An 18,871-nucleotide genomic window follows, 5' to 3' on the forward strand; every position below is an offset into this window, starting at 1 on the left:
GACGTTCATGCCGCGCCGGCGGAAGACGTCCTCGAGGACGGCGGCGGCGTCCGGGTCCTCGCCGGGCAGCACGCGGTCGCGGGAGGAGACGAGGGCGCCGTCCCGTCGACCACCTCGGCCCCGGCGCCAGGACGTCCGGCGAGATGGTCCAGGATCACGAGCAGCCGGGTGCCGGCCGCCCCGAGCCCCGTCATCAGCGTGTGCAGGGCGGGCAGCAAGGCCTGGGTCAGATACGTGAGCGCCCCGAGCAGCGCCCCGGCCGTGGTCCCCCGGTCGAGCAGCCACGGCGCCGCGGCGAGGAGGAGGACGATCGGCAGCTGCGCGGACAGCGCGAGCGCGAGCGTGCGCACGGCGGCCCACCGGGCGAGCGACCGAGCGGCCCGGGTCTGGGCGTCGATCAGCTTCCCGGCCGCCTCGGCCGTCCGCTCCTCCGCGCCGCACGCCACGATGTCCCGCAGCCCCGGCGCGATGTCGCCGAACCGCTGGGCGAGTTCCTCGTCCGTACGCAGGAACTCCCGCTGCCGCGCGGCCATCGGCCCCAGCGCGGCGGCGAACAGCAGCAGACCGGCGGCCAGCGGCGGCAGCACGACCAGCAGCAGCGCGGGCGCGAGGGCCGCGAGACCCAGCAGGGCTCCCGCACAGGTGAAGACGAACGAGCGCAGGACGAGGACCAGTCCGGCGAAACCGTCCCGCGCCGCCTCCGTCTGGTGCGTCAGCCGGGACACCGCCGTACGGTCGTGCCCCGCGCCCGCGCCCGACACCGCCTCGCGCAGGGCGTCGGTCACGACCCGGCGCACCAGGCCGTCCCGCAGCGGTTCGACGAGGTCGGCGAGCCGTCGGAACATCCGCCCGGTGGCCAGCCCGCCCGCGACGACCGCCACCGCGGCGACCGCCAGCCAGATCAGGCCCACCCCGGGCCGCCCGGCGAGGAAGCCGCGGTCCAGGGCCTGGGCGACGCTGTAGCCGCCGAGGAAGGTCTGACCGGACTCCAGCAGCGACCAGCCGCCGAGGCCCAGCAGCGCGCGGCGGCGCGGCGCGAGGAACGGGCCCGCCCGGGACAGCACCCGGCGCAGCGCCCCGCGTCGGCGGCTCGCGCCCGGGCGCGGCTCCCGGACGGCGCCGGACGCCGCACCGGAAGCCGCCGGAAGCACGGCCGCGCGCTCCTGCTCCTGTGTACGCTCCCCGGCCCTCAACGTGCCCTGCCCCGAGGATCGTCGCCGCCTTCGTGACCGACGCCGAGACCGTCTCCGTGACCGTCGCTACCGCCACCGCCACCGCCGTGACCTTCGCCCGGCTCCGTGGCGAACACAGCGCGGTACTCCGGCAGCGCCCACAGCTCGGCATGCGGCCCCACCGCCCGGATCCGGCCGGCGTCGAGCCAGGCCACCAGATCCGCGCGGGCCGCCGACGACGCCCGGTGGGCGATGACCAGCCGGGTACCGGGCCGGACGTCGTGCAGCAGGGCCCGTACGACCTGGCGCTCGGTCACGCTGTCCAGGCTGGACGTCGCGTCGTCCAGCACCAGCAGCCGTCCGGCGTGGGCGAACGCCCTTGCCAGACCGAGGCGTTGGGCCTCTCCACCGGACAGCGGGGCGTCGCGGAGCGCGGTGGCGTAGCCGTCGGGCAGCCGACGGATGAAAGGGTCTGCGCCCGCCGCCCGCGCGGCCTGCGCCACCTCGGCGCGGGCCGGCTCGTACGGACCGAACGCGAGCGCCTCGCCCACCGTCGCGCCGAACAGCGCGGGCCGCTCGAAGGCGTACCCCACCTCGCGGCGCAGAGCCGACCGCTCGAGCCGGGGCAGCGGTATGCCGTCCAGCAGCACCGTCCCGACGTCAGGATCGGCGAGCCGGCCCGCCAGTTCGGCCAGGACCGTCTTGCCCGCCCCCGACCGGCCGACCACGGCCAGGGTCGCGCCGCCCGGCACGACCAGATCGACGTCGCACAGCACCGGGCGCCCCTCGCGTACTGCCGTGACCTGGCGGAACTCCAGTCGCCCGGGGCCGTCCGCGGGCGGTTCCCCCTTCCCGTACGCCATGGCGGGCGCGGCCTGCACGTCGGCGATACGGCATGCGGCGGCACGGCTGCGTACGAGGGCGGCGAGCTGTCCGACGACCGCGCCGATCCCCGCGGCCAGCGAGGCGTAGCGTACGACGGCCAGCAGCTCGCCCACGCTCAGCTCCCCGGCCGCGAGGCGCAGTCCGCCGACGGCGAGCACGGTGGTCTCCAGCAGCGGCAGCAGGACCGCGCCACGGGCGACGGCCGTGCCGTACACCCCCCACACCTGCCGCCCGCGCAGGTCGAGTTCGGGCAGCGGTGCGAGGACCCGGGAGCGCTCCTGTTCTTGTGTGCCGGCCGCCGAGACGGTTCGCGCTCCGCCGAGCGCCTCCACGAGCCGGGTCGCGATCTCGCCCTGGACGCGCTGGTACCGGGCCACGGCGGTGGAGGTGTCGCGGGTGAACGCCCGCAGCAGCAGCACCAGCACCGGTGCTCCGGCGAGGAAGGCGGCCGCCGTCCAGGGGTCGATCAGCAGCAGCGCCACCAGTGAGCCGAGCGGGAGGAGCAGGGCGGGCGCGGCGGCCGCGACGGTCGCCGGGGCCGCGGCGGCCTCGGCCGCGTTCCCCGTCAGCCGGGTCACCAGGTCGCCGGGGGTGAGGCGGGCGGCCCCGCGGGGCCCGGCCGCGAGGAGGCGCCGCAGGGCACGACGGCGCGTCCAGGCGGCGGAACGCGCCGTGACCGTGCCGGTGAGCAGGGCCGACGAGGTGTCGCACAGCAGGTCCACGGCGATGAGGGCGGCGCACAGGACGAGCCAGGTCCCGGCGTGCGGGGATCCGTCGAGCACCAGGTCGAGCGTGCGGCCCAGCACCGCGGGCAGCGCGATCGCGGCCCCCGCCGACACGAGGCCGGCCACGACGATGGCGATGACCCGTGCGGCGGAGGCCCGGGCGGCGCCGTAGAGCAACGCGCGGGCGGCGGCTCGTGTGTCGTCGGAGGCGGTGGCGCCTTCCTCGCGGGCCCCGGTTTCGCGGAGGGCCTCGTGGCCCGGGGCGTGGTCGGGGTCGTGCGACGCGGTGGCGGTGGTGGCGGCGGACTGACGGTTCCTCATGGATCGTTCCCCGTCGTACGAGAGGCCCACCGGTCCCGGGCGGATGACCGCCTGGGACTGGTGGGCCGGGTCACCGCCGCGCGGAGCGGACTCCGCGCGGCGACCGATGCCGGTCTGCCGAGGCCCGGTTGTACCGATGTCGGTTCGACCGAAGCCGGTTCGACCGATATCGGTCTACCAAGGCCTGTTCGACCGAGGCCGGTTCGACCTGAGCGGTTCGACCAGGGTCAGTTACAGGTCGTGACGCTCAGGCTGCTGTCGCCGCAGAGCAGCAGGCTCGCGCGGCTGCCGCCGCCGCCGAACTCCTCCGTGAGCTCGTCCTTGGGGGTCTCCATCGTCTGCAGGTCGAGAAGCGTCATGGTCGTTTCCTTTCATCGGGGACGGAACGTACGGTCTTGCCATGACCCCTGACACATGATCAGAGGCCAGCTCTGGGGGCCGCGTCAGCGGCCGGATGGTGGCGGGGGCAGGAACGGCAGCCGCACCGGCGCGTCGTGGAGCGCCGCGCCCAGCGCCAGCAGGCATCCGGCGGTGCCGGTCGCGAGGTCCATGGACAGCCGCATCATCTGCTCGCCGGGGAAGGCCAGATGCCCCTCGTACGGAAGGGCGTGCCAGGCCAGGACGCCGATCTGCCGGGCGAGGTCGGCCGCCGCGGTGCCGGGACCGGTCGCCTGCGTCCGGCTCAGATGGAGCACCATCCCGGCGGCGCCCCGGAACAGACCGGGCTGGGCGTAGAACTTGGCCTGCGCCGCCTGCACGATCTCGCTCCGCGCAAGGGTGAACCGCTCGTCGTCGCCGTACGCGAGCCAGTCGTCCAGCACCATGCCGATGCCGACGCTGCCGGCGCCGAGGTACGGCATCGTGCGCCAGCCCTCGTCCACCTGGAGCGCGCCGCCCGCACCCCGGACACAGCGGTCGAGGTCGCGGCGCAGGGCGTCGGCGGCGAGGTCGAGCAGGCGCGTGTCGCCGGTACGTTCGTACAGCCGCAACTGCAGCAGGGCCGCGCCGCTCCCCCCGTACAGCAGTCCGGCGCGCCCGGCCGCCTTGCCGGTGGCGGCGGCGGTCTTCTCGGCTGCCAGGCGGCCGCAGCGCAGGGCCGCCCGGTGCAGGGAGTCGTCGCCCGTGGACGCCCCCAGCGCGTCGAGGGCGAGTCCGATGCCGGCGAGGCCGCTGTGCAGATCCGGCGCCATGCCGGACCAGTCCTGGGCCCGGACGACCTCGATGAGTTCGAGGGCCTGGGCGGTGTGTCCGAGCCGGTCCAGCGTCCAGGCGATGCCGGCGAGGCCGTCGTAGAAGCCGAGCGGAGTGCCCGGGGCCGGCGTGCGCACGGCGCGCAGCAGCCAGTCCTCCGCCTCGGGCCATCGGCCGCAGCCGGTCTCGGCGAGGGCGTGGAGCACTCCCGCCGCTCCGTACGCGAAGCAGGCGCCGCCCGCCGGGGCCGCGAACTGGGCGACGTCTCCGGGGAAGCAGCGGTCGTCGCGTCCGAAGGTCGCCGACGCGCGGATCGCCGCGGCCATCGAGTCGCGGCTGTGCGGCCAGTCCCCCGGCTCGACGGGCAGATAGCCGCTCTGGCCCAGGTCGTACGGCGTGAGGGCCGGGTCCGGGGCCTGCCGCTCAGGGGACGAGCCCGAGGCGCGCCGCCCGAGAGACGCCTTGCCGGACGCCCCGCCGGACACCCCGCCGGACGGGTCCGAGGCGCCCCGCCCGGGCGACGCCGAGACGGCCGGGCCCCCACGGGTGATCTCCGCCACCGCCTCGTCGAGGAACGCCCGGTCCACCGGGAAGTTGGCCGCCACGATCTCCGCCAGATGAGCCGCCTTGCCTCGATCCACCGCCAACAGGCTGGTCAGCGGCAGGAACAGGGCGATCCGCAGGCAGGCGAGCGCGTACCGGTCGACGTCCTTGCCCCGCCGGTCGGCCGGCGCCACGAAGCCGGGGTTGGCGATGACCTGCCGGCGCTCCTCGTCGACGGCGGCCGCGGCCTCGAAGTCGAGCAGCACCACCGACGACTCGTCCTCGGAGACCATGATGTTGAACAGATGCAGGTCGTTGAAGGCCACGCCGTGGGCGTGCACCGCCTCGACCGCCTCCGTCACCAGACCGTGGATCTGCAGCGCCCAGGCGGTGTACTCGGCCAGCGCCTCGGGAGACGGGTCCTGTTCGATCAGCGGGTGTCTGCGGGCGAAGAAGCTGTTGAGCGGACGCCCTTCGACGAATTCCAGCACCAGGAAGCGATGGTCGCCCAGGCTGAACCAGTCCAGCGCCTCCGGCGTACAGGCGAGCCCGGACAGCCGTTCCAGCGCGGCCTTCTCGCGCTCCAGCCTGGTCACCGCGTCCGCGCCGTCGGCGGCGAGACCCGCGTGCTGCCGCGCCTCCTTGAGGACGACTTTGCGGCCCGTGCGCTCGTCGCGGCCGACGTAGACGCCCCCGCCGTTGGAGAAGTGCAGGGCGCGTTCGATGGTGTACGGGATGCCGGTGGTCGTGGTCGCGGACCGGGCGGCCAGATGCGGCTCGAGGAAGTCGGGCAGGGTCACCCACGGCGGCAGGTGGAAGGCGGGCTCCCTGCGGTCCGGTACGAGCCGGCCGTCGGCGTCCTCGACCGCGGGCCGTAACTCCCCCTCGTCGTCCAGACAGTGCCGCTCGGTGAAGCTGCCGTAGCGCACGTACACCGGCCCGCTGCCCCAGCGCAGGTCGCTGAGGATGTACGGGCCCGGCTCCCCGGCGAGAAGCGCGTCGAGGTCCTCGGCGATGCCGCGGCACTGCGCGTCGTCCGCGGGATAGACCGTGATGAACTTGCCGCTGCCGGCGCGGTCGGCGTACTTGGCGTTGCGCGTGTGCAGCAGATAACGGCTCGGCATGAACTTGAAGGCGATGTCCCTGGGGACGCAGTAGTCCCAGACCTGGGCGAGGACCTTCTCGGCGTTGTCGAGGCAGGCGGAGACATGGATCTTCCAGCCCTGCGACGGGAGTTCGGCGTCGAGGGGCCGAAAGGCGAGCCAGTCGCCCGACTGGTGCCGCTGCCAGCCCGCGGGCGCCTCGCGCCGTGCCGCCTCATACGGCCGCCCGAGGCCGCCGGCGTCCGCGGTGAGCCGGTGCGGGGCGTCGTAGAACTGTCGGTCTGCGTCGCAGAAGACCGCGTAGCCCTTGTTCATCTCGCTCCTTCGGCCCGGTTGACGGCCCTGAGGCTGTCACGCGGCGAAGGGGGCTCGACAGTCGCAGTTGTAACGAAGGGCCCGTGAGGAACGCACGAGTAGCTTCCGGGGAGGGACGGGGACCGAGGTACGCCGTGACACAGCGGAACACCGGCGGTACGGGAGTCGGGCCGCACGCCGTCCTGCTGCATACGCCGATTCGATACGCCGATGGGATACGCCGATGCGCCGCCATGTCAGGCGTGATGGGGCGCGCCCTGTGTATCCGCTGTATCCGCGCGGCCCTGCTCCATCATGAGGCGCAGCCGGTGCAGTCCCCGGCGGGCGTGGCTCTTGACCGTGCCGAGGGGCAGGCCAGTGCACTCGGCGATCTGGACGTGGGTGAGATCCTCGTAGAACGCCATGCAGAGCACCTCCCGTTGCCGCTGGGGAAGTCGCAGGAGCTCGTCGACGACGAGCACGCGCTCGACCGCCGCCTCCGGGCTTGCGCTGGCGCCCTCGTGCGGGGCCGATGTCGCGGCGGTGCGGGCGGCCGCCTCGGCGAGCCGGATGCGCCGCGTCCTGGCGGCGAGCGCGTCGACGATCTTTCGGCGCGTGATGCCGACGAGCCAGGCGCCCAGCGGTCCGCGCTCCGGATGGAAACCGGCTCGCCCGCGCCAGGCGGCGATGAAGACCTGCTGTGTGACGTCCTCGGCTTCCTGGGCGTCGCCGAGCGAGCGGCTGGCCATGGTGTGCACGAGGGGGCTCCAACGCCGGTAGACGGTGGCGAAGGCGCTCTCGTCCGCCGCGCGGAAGCCGCAGGCGAGCTGCTCCTCGCCCGGTGTGTTCTCGGCCGGGGACCGCAGTTGGTCGGCCGGTCGTGCGATCGCGGTCATCGTCCCGTTCCTCCCGCCGAAGCCGGATGTCCGAGAGGTGTCGACAGGAGCTGATCGGCCCGCCTCCCGGGCTGTGACCAGTCTTGGACGCATAAACGACGCATATCAACATGCATCGGTTGTGCGTCGTATGCTGCTGATGTGGCTTCTCCCGACGAGCAGGGGCTCGGATGGCAAGGCGGTCTGACGACCGGCGAGGTCGCCAGACGCCTCGGCGTCGCTCCCACCACGGTCAGGTCGTGGGACCGGCGCTATGGAGTCGGTCCGGACGTGCACACCGGCGGCAAGCACCGGCGCTGGACGGCCGCCGACGTCGCCCGGCTCGAGCGGATGTGCGCGCTGACGGCGACGGGCCTGCCGCCCGCGGAGGCGGCCAGACTCGCTCGCCATGAGGGGCGCCCGGCGGTCGACGCCGCATCCGGTCTCCCCGCTCCTCCTCGGCCGTCGCGTGGCGGTGCGAGTCGTCCCGCCCGGACCGGTCTCCAGATGGGCGGCGCCCGCCAGGAGTCGAAGGGACTGGCCCGGGCCGCCCTCCGGCTGGACGCCGCCGCCCTCGACGCGCTGCTCGACTCGGTGATCGCCGACTACGGGCTGGTGGCGGCGTGGCACGAGGTGATCATGCCGACGCTGCAGGCCGTCGGCCGCAAATGGGAGACCTCCGGAGAGAAGTACATCGAGGTCGAGCACTTTCTGTCCTGGCACATCGCCGTCGCCCTGCGCCGCTGCGTGCGCCCGGCCGACGGAGAGCGGTCCGGACCCACGAGCCTGCTGGCCTGTGTGCCCGGCGAGAACCACACCCTGCCGCTGGAGGCTCTCGCGGCCACGCTGGGCGAGCGCGGTCTTCCGGTTCGTATGTTCGGCGCGGCCCTGCCCGGCGAGGCGCTCGTCGAGGCGGTTCGCAGGACCGGGCCGGCCGCCATCTGCCTGTGGGCGCAGTCCCGGACGACCGCCAGCCGGCCGCTCGCCCAGCATCTGGCGGCCATGGAATGGGGTATCCGGGGCGCCCGCCGGCATCCGGTCGTGCTGACGCTCGGCCCAGGGTGGACCGGGCAGACGGCGCACGGTCTGCTGCGTCCGCTGACGCTCGCCGACGCGCTGGCGGCCCTGGAGTCGATCGCGGCCGGATGAGGCCCAGGGCCTTTCCTGTCCCGTCTGCAGGAGGCCCAGCCCCGGCCCGGGCCCGGGCCGGGCCGGATGGGGACCAGCCCGGCCCGTCTCGTCCGGATGCGGACCAGCCCGTCCCGACGAGGACCGGCCCGGCCCATCGCCTCCCCATGAGGCCCAGTCCGTTCACCACCTGATGGGACACGTCGGCAGGGCTCCTGGCATCGGTGTCCCGATCGTGGTCGCCTTGACCCCGGGCAGGATCGAACGACCCAATGGACCCGCAGGAGCTGGACGATGGCAGATCAGCAGCATCGACGCAGTGACGCCATCGTCGTCGGCGCGGGCCTGGCGGGCATCGCCTGCGCACGCGACCTCAGCCGGGCCGGGCTGCTCGTCGAGCTGATCGAGGCGTCCGACGGCGTCGGCGGCCGGATGCGCACCGACCGCAGGGACGGGTTCCTCCTGGACCGCGGCTTCCAGGTCTTCAACACCGCCTACCCGCAGGTCAAGAAGCGCCTGAACCTGCGCGACCTGCGCCTGCGCCCGTTCACCGCTGGTTTCGTCGCCCAGACGCCCTCGGGGCGGGTACGGATCGCCGACCCCACCCGACACCCGGCGGACGCCGCGAACCTGCTGCCCGGACGGGTGCTCGGAGGCCGCGACCTCGCCGCGCTCGCCGTCCTCACCGCGCGCGACGCCCTGCTGCCCGCCGACATCGTCAAACGCGCGTCCGACCGGAGTGCCTCGGCGGCGCTCGATCGCGCCGGCGTCTCGCCGCGGACGGTCGACGACCTGCTGAGGCCGTTCCTGTCCGGAGTGTTCCTCGAGACCGACCTCGAAACCTCCGCCCGCTTTCTGCATCTGATCTGGCGCAGCATGGCCCGCGGCAGCCTCTGTCTGCCGGCGGAGGGCATCGGCGCCGTGCCGGCCCAGCTCGCCGCCGGTCTGCCGGACGGCACGCTCCGCCTCAACGCGCCCGTCGCCGCGGTCACCGACTCCGGCGTGCTCCTGAAAGACGGCGGCGAACGACCGGCCGACAGGGTCGTCGTCGCGACGGACGCCGCCACGGCCGCGCGCCTGCTGCCCGGCCTGCCGGTACCGCAGAGCCGCACGGTGACCACCTACTACCACGCGGCCGGCGCCTCGCCGATGGACGAGCCGACCCTTGTGGTGGACAGCACCCTGACCGTGCTGAACACCTGTGTCCTCAGCGAGGTCACGCCTGCCTACGCCCCGCCCGGGACCGCTCTGGTGTCGACCTCCGTGCTGGGCGGCGACCCGCCGGCGAGGGAGGGTGTCGTACGGGGCCGTCTGGCCGAGCTGTACGGGACCGACACGAGCGCCTGGACGCTGGTCGCCGCCTACACCGTCGAGGGCGCACTGCCCGTGATGCGACCGCCGTGGCCGCTGAGCCGTACGACTCGCTTCGCAGCCGGGCGGTATGTCTGCGGCGATCACCGGGCGACGGGGTCGGTGCAAGGCGCCCTGGCGTCGGGTGCGCGTGCCGCGCGGGAGGTGCTGGCCGATCTGTCACGTCGGTGACCGCGCGGATTCCGCGCCCGGTGCATCCGTACGAGCGCGACCGGCCGAAGTAGGGACGCCAACAGGATCGGAGCACGGAGTGGGGCGTGAGACTCAACGGCGCGCGGGTCCTGGTCACCGGTGCCACAGGCGGCGCGGTCGACTCGGCCGTGGGCGCGGATTCAGCGGGCGGGGAGCACGTCTCGTGCGCGCGGGCCAGGGCCAGGGCCAGGGCCAGGAGAGCCTCGCCCGGACCGCCGAGGCGCTGGACGGCACCTCTACGACGGCCGCGCTCGACGCGCATGACGCAGACTCATGCGCCCGCACGGTGGAGACGGCGAGGCAGACGCCAGGCGGCCTGGACGCCGTGGTGACGGCCCTCGTCTCCGCGGCTGTCGGCGCCGAACGCCCGACGACGGTGAGCGCACTCGCGCCGGGCGCCGCATTTCACGCCTTCGGCGTGGGCGGAACGTTCGCCGCCGTCACCGGTGCGATGGTGGCACGCCCACAGCCGGGCATGGCCGGCTACCGCGCCTCCCCGTCCGCTCCCGACCCGTCCGCTCTCGGCGCCTGCCTCGATGCCGTGTGCCGTGAAGTACCCGCCCACGTCCCTGTGCTGGAGATCCGCCTGGGGCATCTGGAGACCGGTGCCCAGCGTGTGCTCGCCGCACCCCACACGACCCCGTTCGCCGGACCACGGGGCCGGTGAGCTGGCGCGTGGCCAGGAGCATCGGACAAGGCGGCGTGGTCATCGTCGGCGGCGGGGCGGCCGGACTGTGCCTGGCGCACCGGCTCGCCGCGACCGGCGCCACCGACGTGACCTTGGTGGAGGCGCCCGACGGACCGCTGCGACCGGCGGAGCGCACCTGGTGCTACTGGGACGACGTGCCCGGCGAGTTCGAGGAGGCGGTCGTCGCGTCCTGGGCGAGGCTGCGCGTCACCGCGGCGGACGGCGCGGCCACCGCCGCCGAGCCCGCGCCCTTGCGCTACCGCATGCTGCGGTCCGCCCCCTTCGAGGAACTGGTCCGCTCCCGGCTGGCGCGATGCCCCGCCGTGCGGATCGTCCGCGCCACGGCCCACGCGGTACGCGACGTGCCCGACGGAGCCGAGCTGTCCTGCACCACGGCCGACGGGCAGGGGCTCGTCCTGCGCGGACGCCTCGTCTTCGACTCACGCCCTCTGCGCGCCCTGCCCCCGGCGCGCACTGTCCTGCTCCAGCACTTCCGCGGCTGGTTCGTGCGCACCGCGTCCCCGCGCTTCGATCCTGCGGTCGCGGACCTGATGGACTTCCGCGTCCCGCAGCCGCCCGAAGGGCTCGCCTTCGGCTACGTCCTGCCCCTGGCGCCCGACCATGCCCTGGTCGAGTACACCGAGTTCTCCAAGGCCCCGCTGACGACCGCGGCGTACGAGACGGCTCTGCGGCAGTACGCCCACGACGTACTGCGACTGGGCACGCTCACCGTCGAGTCCGCCGAGCAGGGCGTCATCCCGATGACCGACGCCCGCTTTCCGCGCAGGGTCGGCAGGGCGGTCTTCCGGATCGGCGCCGCCGGAGGCGCCACCCGGCCCGCCACCGGCTACACCTTCGCCGCCATCGAGAGGCAGAGCCGTGCGATCGCCGCCGCGCTGGGCGACGGGAGCGACATCGTGCCGCGGCCGCACAGCCGTCGGGCGCTGGCCATGGACGCGGTTGTGCTGCGGGCGCTCGACACCGGACGGATCGACGGGCCCCGGTTCTTCGCCGACCTCTTCAGCCGCGTCCCGATGGAGCGGCTGCTGCGCTTCCTCGACGGCCGCACCACACCGTGGGAGGAGTTCGGCATCGGCCTGCGCACCCCCGTCGGCCCGATGCTGCGCACCGCGGCCGAGCTGCCGTTCCTGCCCCGCCGCCCCGCCGCGGCGGCGGCATCGCCATCCGAGCCGAGGAGAGCCGCTGATGACGCTCCTGCGGGACCATGACCTCGCGCGGGCCTTCGACCACGCGTCCCACACCTACGACCGTCTCACCGCGGTCAATCCCGGCTACCGGGCCGACCTGCTGCGCTCGGCGCGCCGGCTCCGCCTGCCGCACGGGGGCGCCGGGCTGCACCTGCTGGACCTGGGCTGCGGCACGGGCGCCTCCACCCGGGCTCTGCTGAAAGCCGCACCGCACGCCCGCATCACCGCCGTCGACGCGTCGGAGGGGATGCTGGAACGCGCGCTGGCCAAGCGCTGGCCGGGCGACGTGCGCTTTCTGCACCTCACTGCCGAGGAACTGGCCACAGCGGCGGGCGACGAGCCCTACGACGCTGTCTTCGCCGCGTACCTCCTGCGCAACGTCTCCGACCCGGACCGTGTGCTCGCCGCCGTGCGTGCGCGCCTGTGTCCCGGCGGGCGCCTGGCCGTTCACGAGTACAGCCTCAGCGGCGCCCTCGGCCATCGGGCCCTGTGGAACGCGGTGTGCCGAGGCGTGATCATCCCGGCGGGCGCCCTGACCGGCGACCGCGACCTGTACCGCCATCTGTGGCGCAGCGTGCTGACGTTCGACACCGCGCCCGTCTTCGCGTCCAGGCTCGCCCGGGCCGGCTTCGACAACGTCCGTACGATCCCGGTGGCGGGATGGCAGACCGGCATCGTCCACACCTTCCTCGCCCAGAACGGCTCCCCGTCCGCGCAGGCGGCCGCCTCATGAAGGCGCGCCCGTCGGCCGGCGCCGCGGCCCGCCGCGGCCGGGACCGCAAGGCGGAGAGGATCATGCCCGCGCCGGGACGCGGCCGCTTCACCGGCGACGCGCCCAGCGCCGCCGTGATCGGCGGCGGCATCGCCGGTCTCGCCGCGGCCACCGCACTCGCCGAGCGCGGTGTGCGCGTCACGCTCTACGAGCGGGAGGCGACGCTCGGCGGCCGCCTCGCCGGATGGCGCACACGCCTCGCCGACGGCTCCGAAGCCACCATGAGCCGCGGCTTCCACGCGTTCTTCCGCCAGTACTACAACCTGCGCGGCCTGCTGCGACGCGCCGACCCCACGCTGTCCGCGCTCACACCGCTGCCCGACTACCCGCTGCGGCACAGCAGCGGATTGACCGACAGCTTCGCCCATGTGCCCCGCACACCGCCCTGGAGCGCGCTCGGCTTCGTCGCCCTGAGCCCGACGTTCGGATGGCGCGACCTGGCCGCCATGGACGCGCGCGCGGCGCTGCCCCTGCTCGACGTACGGGTTCCCACGGTCTACGAACGCTTCGACGCGGTCAGCGCGAACGACCTCCTGGCACGCATCCGGTTTCCCGAGGCCGCCCATCACCTGGCGTTCGAAGTCTTCTCCCGCAGCTTCTTCGCCGATCCGCGCGAGCTGTCCGCCGCCGAACTGCTGCTGATGTTCCACATCTACTTCCTCGGCTCGTCCGAGGGCCTCCTCTTCGACGTCCCCCGCGAGCCCTTCCCGCAGGCCCTTTGGCAGCCGCTCGACGGCTATCTGGAGCGGCTCGGCGTCGACGTCCGCACCGGCACGCCCGTCCACGGCGTCTGCCCGGTCGCCGGCGAGGACCTCGTGGTGGAGACCGACACGACGGCCGACCGCCATCAGGCGGCGGTCCTCGCCCTCGACGTGCCGGGCCTTCGCCGGCTCGTGGACGCCTCGCCCGGTCTGGGCGACGCCGTCTGGCGCGACGACGTCGCCGCCCTGCGCACCACACCGCCGTTCCTCGTCTCCCGGCTCTGGCTCGACCGCCCCGTACGAGAAGATCGCGCCGGGTTCCTCGGCACCAGTGGCTACGGAGACCTGGACAACGTCAGCGTCCTCGACCGCTGGGAGGGCGAGGCGGCCCGCTGGGCGGCGCGCACCGGCGGCTCGACGGTGGAGCTGCACGCCTACGCCGTCGACCCCGCCGCCGAGCCGAAGAAGGTCCAGGAACGGCTGATCGCCCAGCTCCACGCGGTGTACCCGGAGACACGCGACGCCCGGATCGTCGACGCACGCCACGAGTGGCGCGCCGACTGCCCGCTGTTCTCCCTCGGCGGCTACGGCCGCCGGCCGACCGTGCGCACCCCGCATCCGCGCGTGATGGTCGCGGGCGATCTGGTGCGCACGGGCCTGCCGGTCGCCTTGATGGAGCGCGCGGCGACCTCGGGCTTCCTGGCGGCCAACAACCTGCTCGCCGCCTGGGACACCCGTGGGCAGGTGCTGTGGACCGTGCCGCGGGCCGGCCGCTCCCGGGTCCTGCGGGCCCTCGCCGCCGTCGCCGCACGCCACTGACCGCGCGCATATCCCGAGGAGGCCCTCAGCCCGGGAAGCGGCCCGTGCTGCGCAGCCGCCAGCGGCGCTCGGCGTAGGCGAGATCGTCGCGCCACAGCCGGCCGGCCGTCCGTCGCATCAGCGGGCGCAGCAGCGGGGCGGCGGCGCGCGCCAGGGCGAATCCCCGCCGGTCCGAAGCGGCGACGACCGCCTCGATGACCGCGGTGCGCGGATGCGCGGCGCCTCTGGGCGTCAGCGGGGTGGCATGCGTCTCCACGATCGAGGAGGCGCCTTCGCCCTCGGTGATGTGCATGACGACCGTACGGGGTTCGGGAGCGGTGAACTCGGCCCGTACGGGCACCACCAGTCGGCCGCCGACCCGGAACGAGACGTCGACGGCGAAGGCGTCGTCGCTCTCGTCCCGTGGTGTCCCCACCACTCGCAGATCGACGAACGCGTACGGATGGAACCAGGAGCCGTGCCATGGGTCGAGCCGGTTGGCGACCACGTCCTGCGGCTCGCACCGCCCGACCGCGGCGAAGACGGCGTCCACAGCGCTGCCCGGCGCCGGACGGTCCGGCAGCACCGGGCGCCGCAGCGGCTCTTCGCGGCCGACCTCGTCCAGCCGGACCCACACCAGGACCCCGTCGTCGTGGGCGGGGTACGGGTCCCATCCGGCGAACGCGCCGCCGTCCAGGGCCAGACCGTGCCAGTGGCACACGAGGGCGCCGCACACCACCCTGCTGTCGCGCAGCGGGGCTCCCAGGTGGGGGCAGGCGCCCGGGCCGGCCCGTACCTCGCCGACGTCCGTCCGCCACCACACCACCTCCACTCCGCCCACCGTCGTGCCGCAGGGGCGGCCGTCGGCGACGACGTCCCGGGAGGCGCCGACGACGAACCAGTTGCCCGAGGGCCGTGCCTGAGCGCGTTTGAGCGCCTCGGCGATCAGAGCGGGCTGCGCCTCGCGCCAGGTCGGGCTCTGCGCCGCCCATCCCGGCCCCCGGCGCATCCGCAGCGGCGACGTCCAGCGTGACTCGCGCTTCATCGGTTCGGCGCCTCCTCGCCGGCCGCCACCGCGTGCCGCGCCGGCGGCGGGCTCGGTGCGCGGGTGCGGACACGGGCGCCCAGGATGTGTGCGAGTCCGGCCGCTGCCACGACCGCCCGTCGTCGCCGCGGCACGGCCGCGCGGCGGTGCAGGACGGCGTAGTCGTCGTCGGCGATCGCGTCGAGGATGCCGCCGTAGAGCGTGCGGGCCGTGCGGATGCAGGGCCGCACCCGGGGGTCGAGCATGGCGATGCCCGGCTCCGCCTCCCGGTAGACGGCCCTGGTCATCGCCTCGGCGGCGACGAGGGCGGCGCGGATGCGCGCGTCGCGCCGGCCGCTGCGGCGACTCCACTCGAGCAGCGGCCGGTCCACGCCGTGCGCGGCGAGCAGGTCCGCCGGCAGATAGACCCGACCGCGGTCCAGGTCCTCGCCGACGTCGCGCAGAAAGTTGGTCAGCTGGAACGCGACCCCGAGGGCCGCCGCATGCGGGGCCGCCTCCTCGCGGGCCACGACCGTCCCGAGCACAGGCAGCATCTGAAGCCCGATCACCGCGGCCGAGCCGTGCATATAGGCGCGCAGATCCTCGTACGTCGGATAGTCGCAGACGCTCAGATCGCTGCGCATCGAGGCCATGAAGTCGGCGAAGAGCCGCGGGTCGATGGCGTAGCGCTCGGCGGTGTCCGCCACGGCCTGGACCACCTTCTCGTCGCCGCGGCCCGTGCGCAGGCCATTCGCGAGGTCGCTCTCCAGCAGCCGCAGCAGGCGGTCGCGCTGCTCGGGCGTCTGGCTCCGGTCGAGGTCGTCGACGATGTCGTCGGCCCATCGTGCGAAGCCGTACAGCGCGTGGACCGCGCAGCGGCGCTCGACGGGCAGCAGACGCGTGGCCAGGAAGTACGTCTTGCCGTGGCGGGAGTTGAGCTGTCGGCAGTGCTGGTACGCGCTGCGCAGCCGAGGGTCGGTGACACCGGCGGCGTCCAGCTCACGACGGGTCATGGCCGGCTGCCTCCCATGGTCGGGGCAGCGCTCGGCGCCCGCTCCAAGGGCTGCCGTGCGCGTGCCGGACGGCGGGCGCCGGTGATGCGGGCGGCGGCCAGCTTGCCGCTGACGAGGACTGTGGGCACCCCGACTCCAGGCGTTGTGCCGCAGCCCGCGAGGACGACGTTGTCGGCCCCGCGCACGAGGTTGCGGGGCCGGAACGGGCCGGTCTGCGCGAAGGTGTGCGAGAGGGAGAACGGCGTGCCCGCCACATGGCCCTGCGACGTCCAGTCGGCGGGCGTCACCAGCGTCTCCTCCTCGATGCTCGCCCCGAGCCCGTGCAAGCCGCGCCGTTCGAGCTCGTCGACGAGACGGTCCCGGTAGCGCGGTCCGAGGTCGTGCCAGGCGCCCGCCGTGGGGCCCGTGGTGGTGTTCGGGCACGGCGCGAGGATGTAGTGCAGATGCCTGCCCGGCGGCGCGAGCTGTGGGTCGTGCGTGGTGGGGCGGGTGATCAGCAGCGACGGATCGCTCATCAGCGCGCCGGTACGAGTCAGTTCGGCGAAGGTGCGCTCCCATGCGTCGCCGAAGGAGATCGTGTGATGCGCGAGCTCCGGCCAGGTGCGGTCCGTGCCGGCGTGCAGGATCACGGCGGACGGCGAATGACGCAGCCCCGCCCATCGCCGGGGCGCGCGCCCCAGCAGACGGTGCGCGACGGGCAGATCGGGCGTCAGGACCACGGCGTCACAGGCGATGCGCTCGCCGGAGGCCGTGTGCACGGCCGTGACACGCCCCGAGGAGCGCTCCAGTTCCGTCACCTCGGCCGACCAGCGAAAACAGGCTCCGGCGTCTTTCGCCGCGTCCGCCATGGCCTGGGGCAGCGCGTGCATGCCGCCGCGGGGGAAGAAGACGCCGGCGACGGTGTCCATGTACGCGATGACGGCGTAGGCGGCGAGTGCTCGCGCGGGCGCCACTCCCGCGTACAGCGACTGGAAGGAGAACACCCTGCGCAGCCGCTCGTCCGAGAGGAACCTCCCGATCTGGGCGTCGAGGCGTCCGAAGCCACCGAGTGCGGCCAGCCGGGCGAGGTCCGGGTGCAGGAGCTGGAAGGGGGAGTCGAAGTTCGTGTCGATGAAGCGCCGCATCTGCGCCCTGTACAGCCGTTCGAGCCAGGACCGCAGCCGGCGGTATCCGGCGGCCTCGGCAGCGCCCGCGAAGCGCCGCACCTCTGCCTCCATGGCCTCGGCGTCGGTGTGGACGTCGACCTGGCTGCCGTCGGCGAACCGGGCCCGGTAGGCCGGATGGAGCTCGATCAGCTCCACGCGCCGGTACAGGCTGTCGCCGACCGCCGCGAACGCCTCGTCGGCCAGGTCCGGCATCGTGAGGACCGTGGGGCCGGTGTCCAGCCGGTAGCCGCCGAGGTCGATCCGGCCGGCCCGGCCGCCGGGTCCGGCGTCCCGTTCGACGACGGTCACCCGACGGCCCGCGCCCAGAAGGTGCAGGGCGGCGGCCAGACCCGACAGCCCGGCCCCTACGACCACGACGTGCTCGGTCGGCCCGGGGACGGTCCTCACGTGCCCTCCCCGCTCCGAGCGGGCGCGGCGCCGACGGCCCGGTCCAGCAGCGCGGCGAACTCTCGTTGGACGTGGTGATCCGCGCCGGTGTCCGCGAAGTGGCGGACGCCGCGTTCCGAGAGCCGGGAGATCTCCTCCTCGACCGCGGCGCGGGCCCCGGTGCGCTCCATGGCGGCGCGCATCAGGGACACCTCGTCGTCCGAGTGCGCGGCGGTGTTCGGCCTGAGCGCCGCGGCGGCCTCTGTGTCGCCGGATTCGGCGGCGAGCCGGACGGCCACGGCGAGGAGATAGGTGAGCTTCCGTGCGCGCAGGTCCTCGTCCGCGGGTTTGCCCGTCGCCGCGGGGTCCCCGAAGGCGCCCAGCAGGTCGTCGCGCAGCTGGAAGGCGAGGCCCGCGCACCGGCCGGCGGACCGCAGCGCCTTCGTTGTGCCGCTGTCGGCGCCGGCCAGGCACGCGCCCAGCGCGAGCGGCCGTTCCACCGTGTAGAGCGCGCTCTTCAGCGTCGCGATGTACAGGGCTTCGTCCTCGGCGGACGAGCCGGTCGCCTGGGCGCGCAGGTCCAGGTACTGTCCGGCGACCATCTCGCCGCGCATGCGCTGCCATTCGCGGTGCAGTCGCGCGCCGTGCGGGGAGCTGAGCGCGGTATCGGTGAGCAGGTCGTCGGCCCAGGCCAGGGCCAGGTCACCGGCGAGGACAGCTGCGGCGGTCGCGTACGGCTCCGCGGATCCGTGCATGTGGGCTGCCCGGTGCGTCGAGGCGAAGTCGGCGTGGACGGTCGGCGCGCCCCTGCGCATCGGCGATCCGTCCATGACGTCGTCGTGTATGAGCGCACAGGCTTGGACGAGTTCGAGGGCCGCGCCGACGCGCAGCGGCGCCCCCGGGTCGCCGCCGGCGCCGGCGGCCCGCCATCCGCACCATACGAACGCGCTCCTCAGGCGCTTGCCGCCCCGCTGTACGAAGTCGGCGACCCGAGCCGCCATCTCCGTGGCGGACAGCGCGTCCACCTCGTGAGCCTCGCGCAGCCGGGCGTCGAGATACTCCGCGAGGACGGCGTCGACGCCCGTGATCGCGTCGTGCGCCGTCCCTGGGACCGTGTCGTGCGCAGTCCCCGGGACCGTGTCGTCCGGCGTCCCCGGGACCGCGTCGTGGCGCGCACGGCCGTCGGCGCCGGCGCGGGTCGCCCGTGTCATGCGGGTACCGAGCATGGAGACTCCTCCGGTCCTGGATCCGTGTATCGGGAGCACTTCGGACGTCGGCCGGTGCCTGGATGCGGTCATACCTGCCCGGTGCGCCCTCGTGTGGGCCGCAGCTCAC

General features: G+C 74.3%; 14 protein-coding genes and 1 pseudogene. 6 read left to right on the plus strand and 9 right to left on the minus strand.

Features of this window, described 5'->3' with window-relative positions; genetic code table 11:
• Positions 1-146: 146 nt before the first annotated feature.
• The 5 genes and pseudogenes from AB0M39_RS17930 to AB0M39_RS17950 form a co-directional block, all read right to left on the minus strand.
• A pseudogene (locus tag AB0M39_RS17930) lies at positions 147-1,064 on the minus strand (ABC transporter ATP-binding protein); the annotation flags it as partial.
• Between the two features lie 125 nt (positions 1,065-1,189).
• Entirely contained in the window at positions 1,190-3,103 is a 1,914-nt protein-coding gene (locus AB0M39_RS17935) for an ABC transporter ATP-binding protein (protein WP_365365288.1), read from the minus strand.
• Positions 3,104-3,330: 227 nt separating this feature from the next.
• Positions 3,331-3,462, minus strand: coding sequence for a SapB/AmfS family lanthipeptide (locus AB0M39_RS17940; RefSeq protein ID WP_365365290.1), 132 nt, complete (start codon positions 3,460-3,462; stop codon positions 3,331-3,333).
• An 84-nt stretch (positions 3,463-3,546) separates the two neighbouring features.
• A complete protein-coding gene (gene lanKC / locus AB0M39_RS17945; protein ID WP_365365292.1) occupies positions 3,547-6,255 on the minus strand; it encodes a class III lanthionine synthetase LanKC in 2,709 nt (902 codons plus the stop codon).
• Between the two features lie 236 nt (positions 6,256-6,491).
• Positions 6,492-7,130, minus strand: a complete 639-nt coding sequence (locus AB0M39_RS17950) for a sigma-70 family RNA polymerase sigma factor (protein ID WP_365365294.1) — start codon at positions 7,128-7,130, stop codon at positions 6,492-6,494.
• 141 nt (positions 7,131-7,271) lie between these two features.
• Between AB0M39_RS17950 and AB0M39_RS17955 the strand changes: the two genes are divergently transcribed.
• From AB0M39_RS17955 to AB0M39_RS17980, 6 genes are all read left to right on the plus strand, one after another.
• A complete protein-coding gene (locus AB0M39_RS17955; RefSeq protein WP_365365296.1) occupies positions 7,272-8,258 on the plus strand; it encodes a MerR family transcriptional regulator in 987 nt (328 codons plus the stop codon).
• A 273-nt stretch (positions 8,259-8,531) separates the two neighbouring features.
• A complete protein-coding gene (locus tag AB0M39_RS17960) occupies positions 8,532-9,779 on the plus strand; it encodes an NAD(P)/FAD-dependent oxidoreductase (protein ID WP_365365298.1) in 1,248 nt (415 codons plus the stop codon).
• Between the two features lie 184 nt (positions 9,780-9,963).
• Entirely contained in the window at positions 9,964-10,467 is a 504-nt protein-coding gene (locus tag AB0M39_RS17965) for a hypothetical protein (RefSeq protein ID WP_365365300.1), read from the plus strand.
• Positions 10,468-10,475: 8 nt separating this feature from the next.
• Positions 10,476-11,717 carry a lycopene cyclase family protein gene (locus tag AB0M39_RS17970; protein ID WP_365365302.1) on the plus strand — a complete coding sequence of 414 codons (1,242 nt, stop codon included), beginning with the start codon at positions 10,476-10,478 and terminating at the stop codon, positions 11,715-11,717.
• A complete protein-coding gene (locus AB0M39_RS17975; RefSeq protein ID WP_365365304.1) occupies positions 11,695-12,429 on the plus strand; it encodes a class I SAM-dependent methyltransferase in 735 nt (244 codons plus the stop codon). The genes AB0M39_RS17970 and AB0M39_RS17975 overlap by 23 nt, the downstream gene beginning before the upstream one ends.
• Entirely contained in the window at positions 12,426-13,988 is a 1,563-nt protein-coding gene (locus AB0M39_RS17980; protein ID WP_365365306.1) for an FAD-dependent oxidoreductase, read from the plus strand. Before AB0M39_RS17975 ends, AB0M39_RS17980 begins: the two co-directional genes overlap by 4 nt.
• Positions 13,989-14,013: 25 nt before the next feature.
• On the opposite strand, the gene AB0M39_RS17985 is transcribed toward AB0M39_RS17980, so the two are convergent.
• The 4 genes from AB0M39_RS17985 to AB0M39_RS18000 are packed head-to-tail and all read right to left on the minus strand — an operon-like array spanning position 14,014 to position 18,762.
• Positions 14,014-15,012, minus strand: coding sequence for a DUF5914 domain-containing protein (locus AB0M39_RS17985; RefSeq protein WP_365365308.1), 999 nt, complete (start codon positions 15,010-15,012; stop codon positions 14,014-14,016).
• Complete coding sequence (locus tag AB0M39_RS17990; RefSeq protein ID WP_365365310.1) at positions 15,009-16,004, minus strand: phytoene/squalene synthase family protein; 996 nt, start codon at positions 16,002-16,004, stop codon at positions 15,009-15,011. Before AB0M39_RS17990 ends, AB0M39_RS17985 begins: the two co-directional genes overlap by 4 nt.
• Positions 16,001-17,557 (minus strand): phytoene desaturase, encoded by a 1,557-nt coding sequence (locus AB0M39_RS17995; RefSeq protein WP_365365312.1) that lies wholly within the window; start codon positions 17,555-17,557, stop codon positions 16,001-16,003. The genes AB0M39_RS17990 and AB0M39_RS17995 overlap by 4 nt, the downstream gene beginning before the upstream one ends.
• Entirely contained in the window at positions 17,554-18,762 is a 1,209-nt protein-coding gene (locus tag AB0M39_RS18000) for a polyprenyl synthetase family protein (protein WP_365365314.1), read from the minus strand. Before AB0M39_RS18000 ends, AB0M39_RS17995 begins: the two co-directional genes overlap by 4 nt.
• Positions 18,763-18,871: the final 109 nt, after the last annotated feature.

Origin of the sequence: Streptomyces sp. NPDC051907, assembly GCF_040681075.1 — a bacterium.
Lineage (GTDB): Bacteria > Actinomycetota > Actinomycetes > Streptomycetales > Streptomycetaceae > Streptomyces.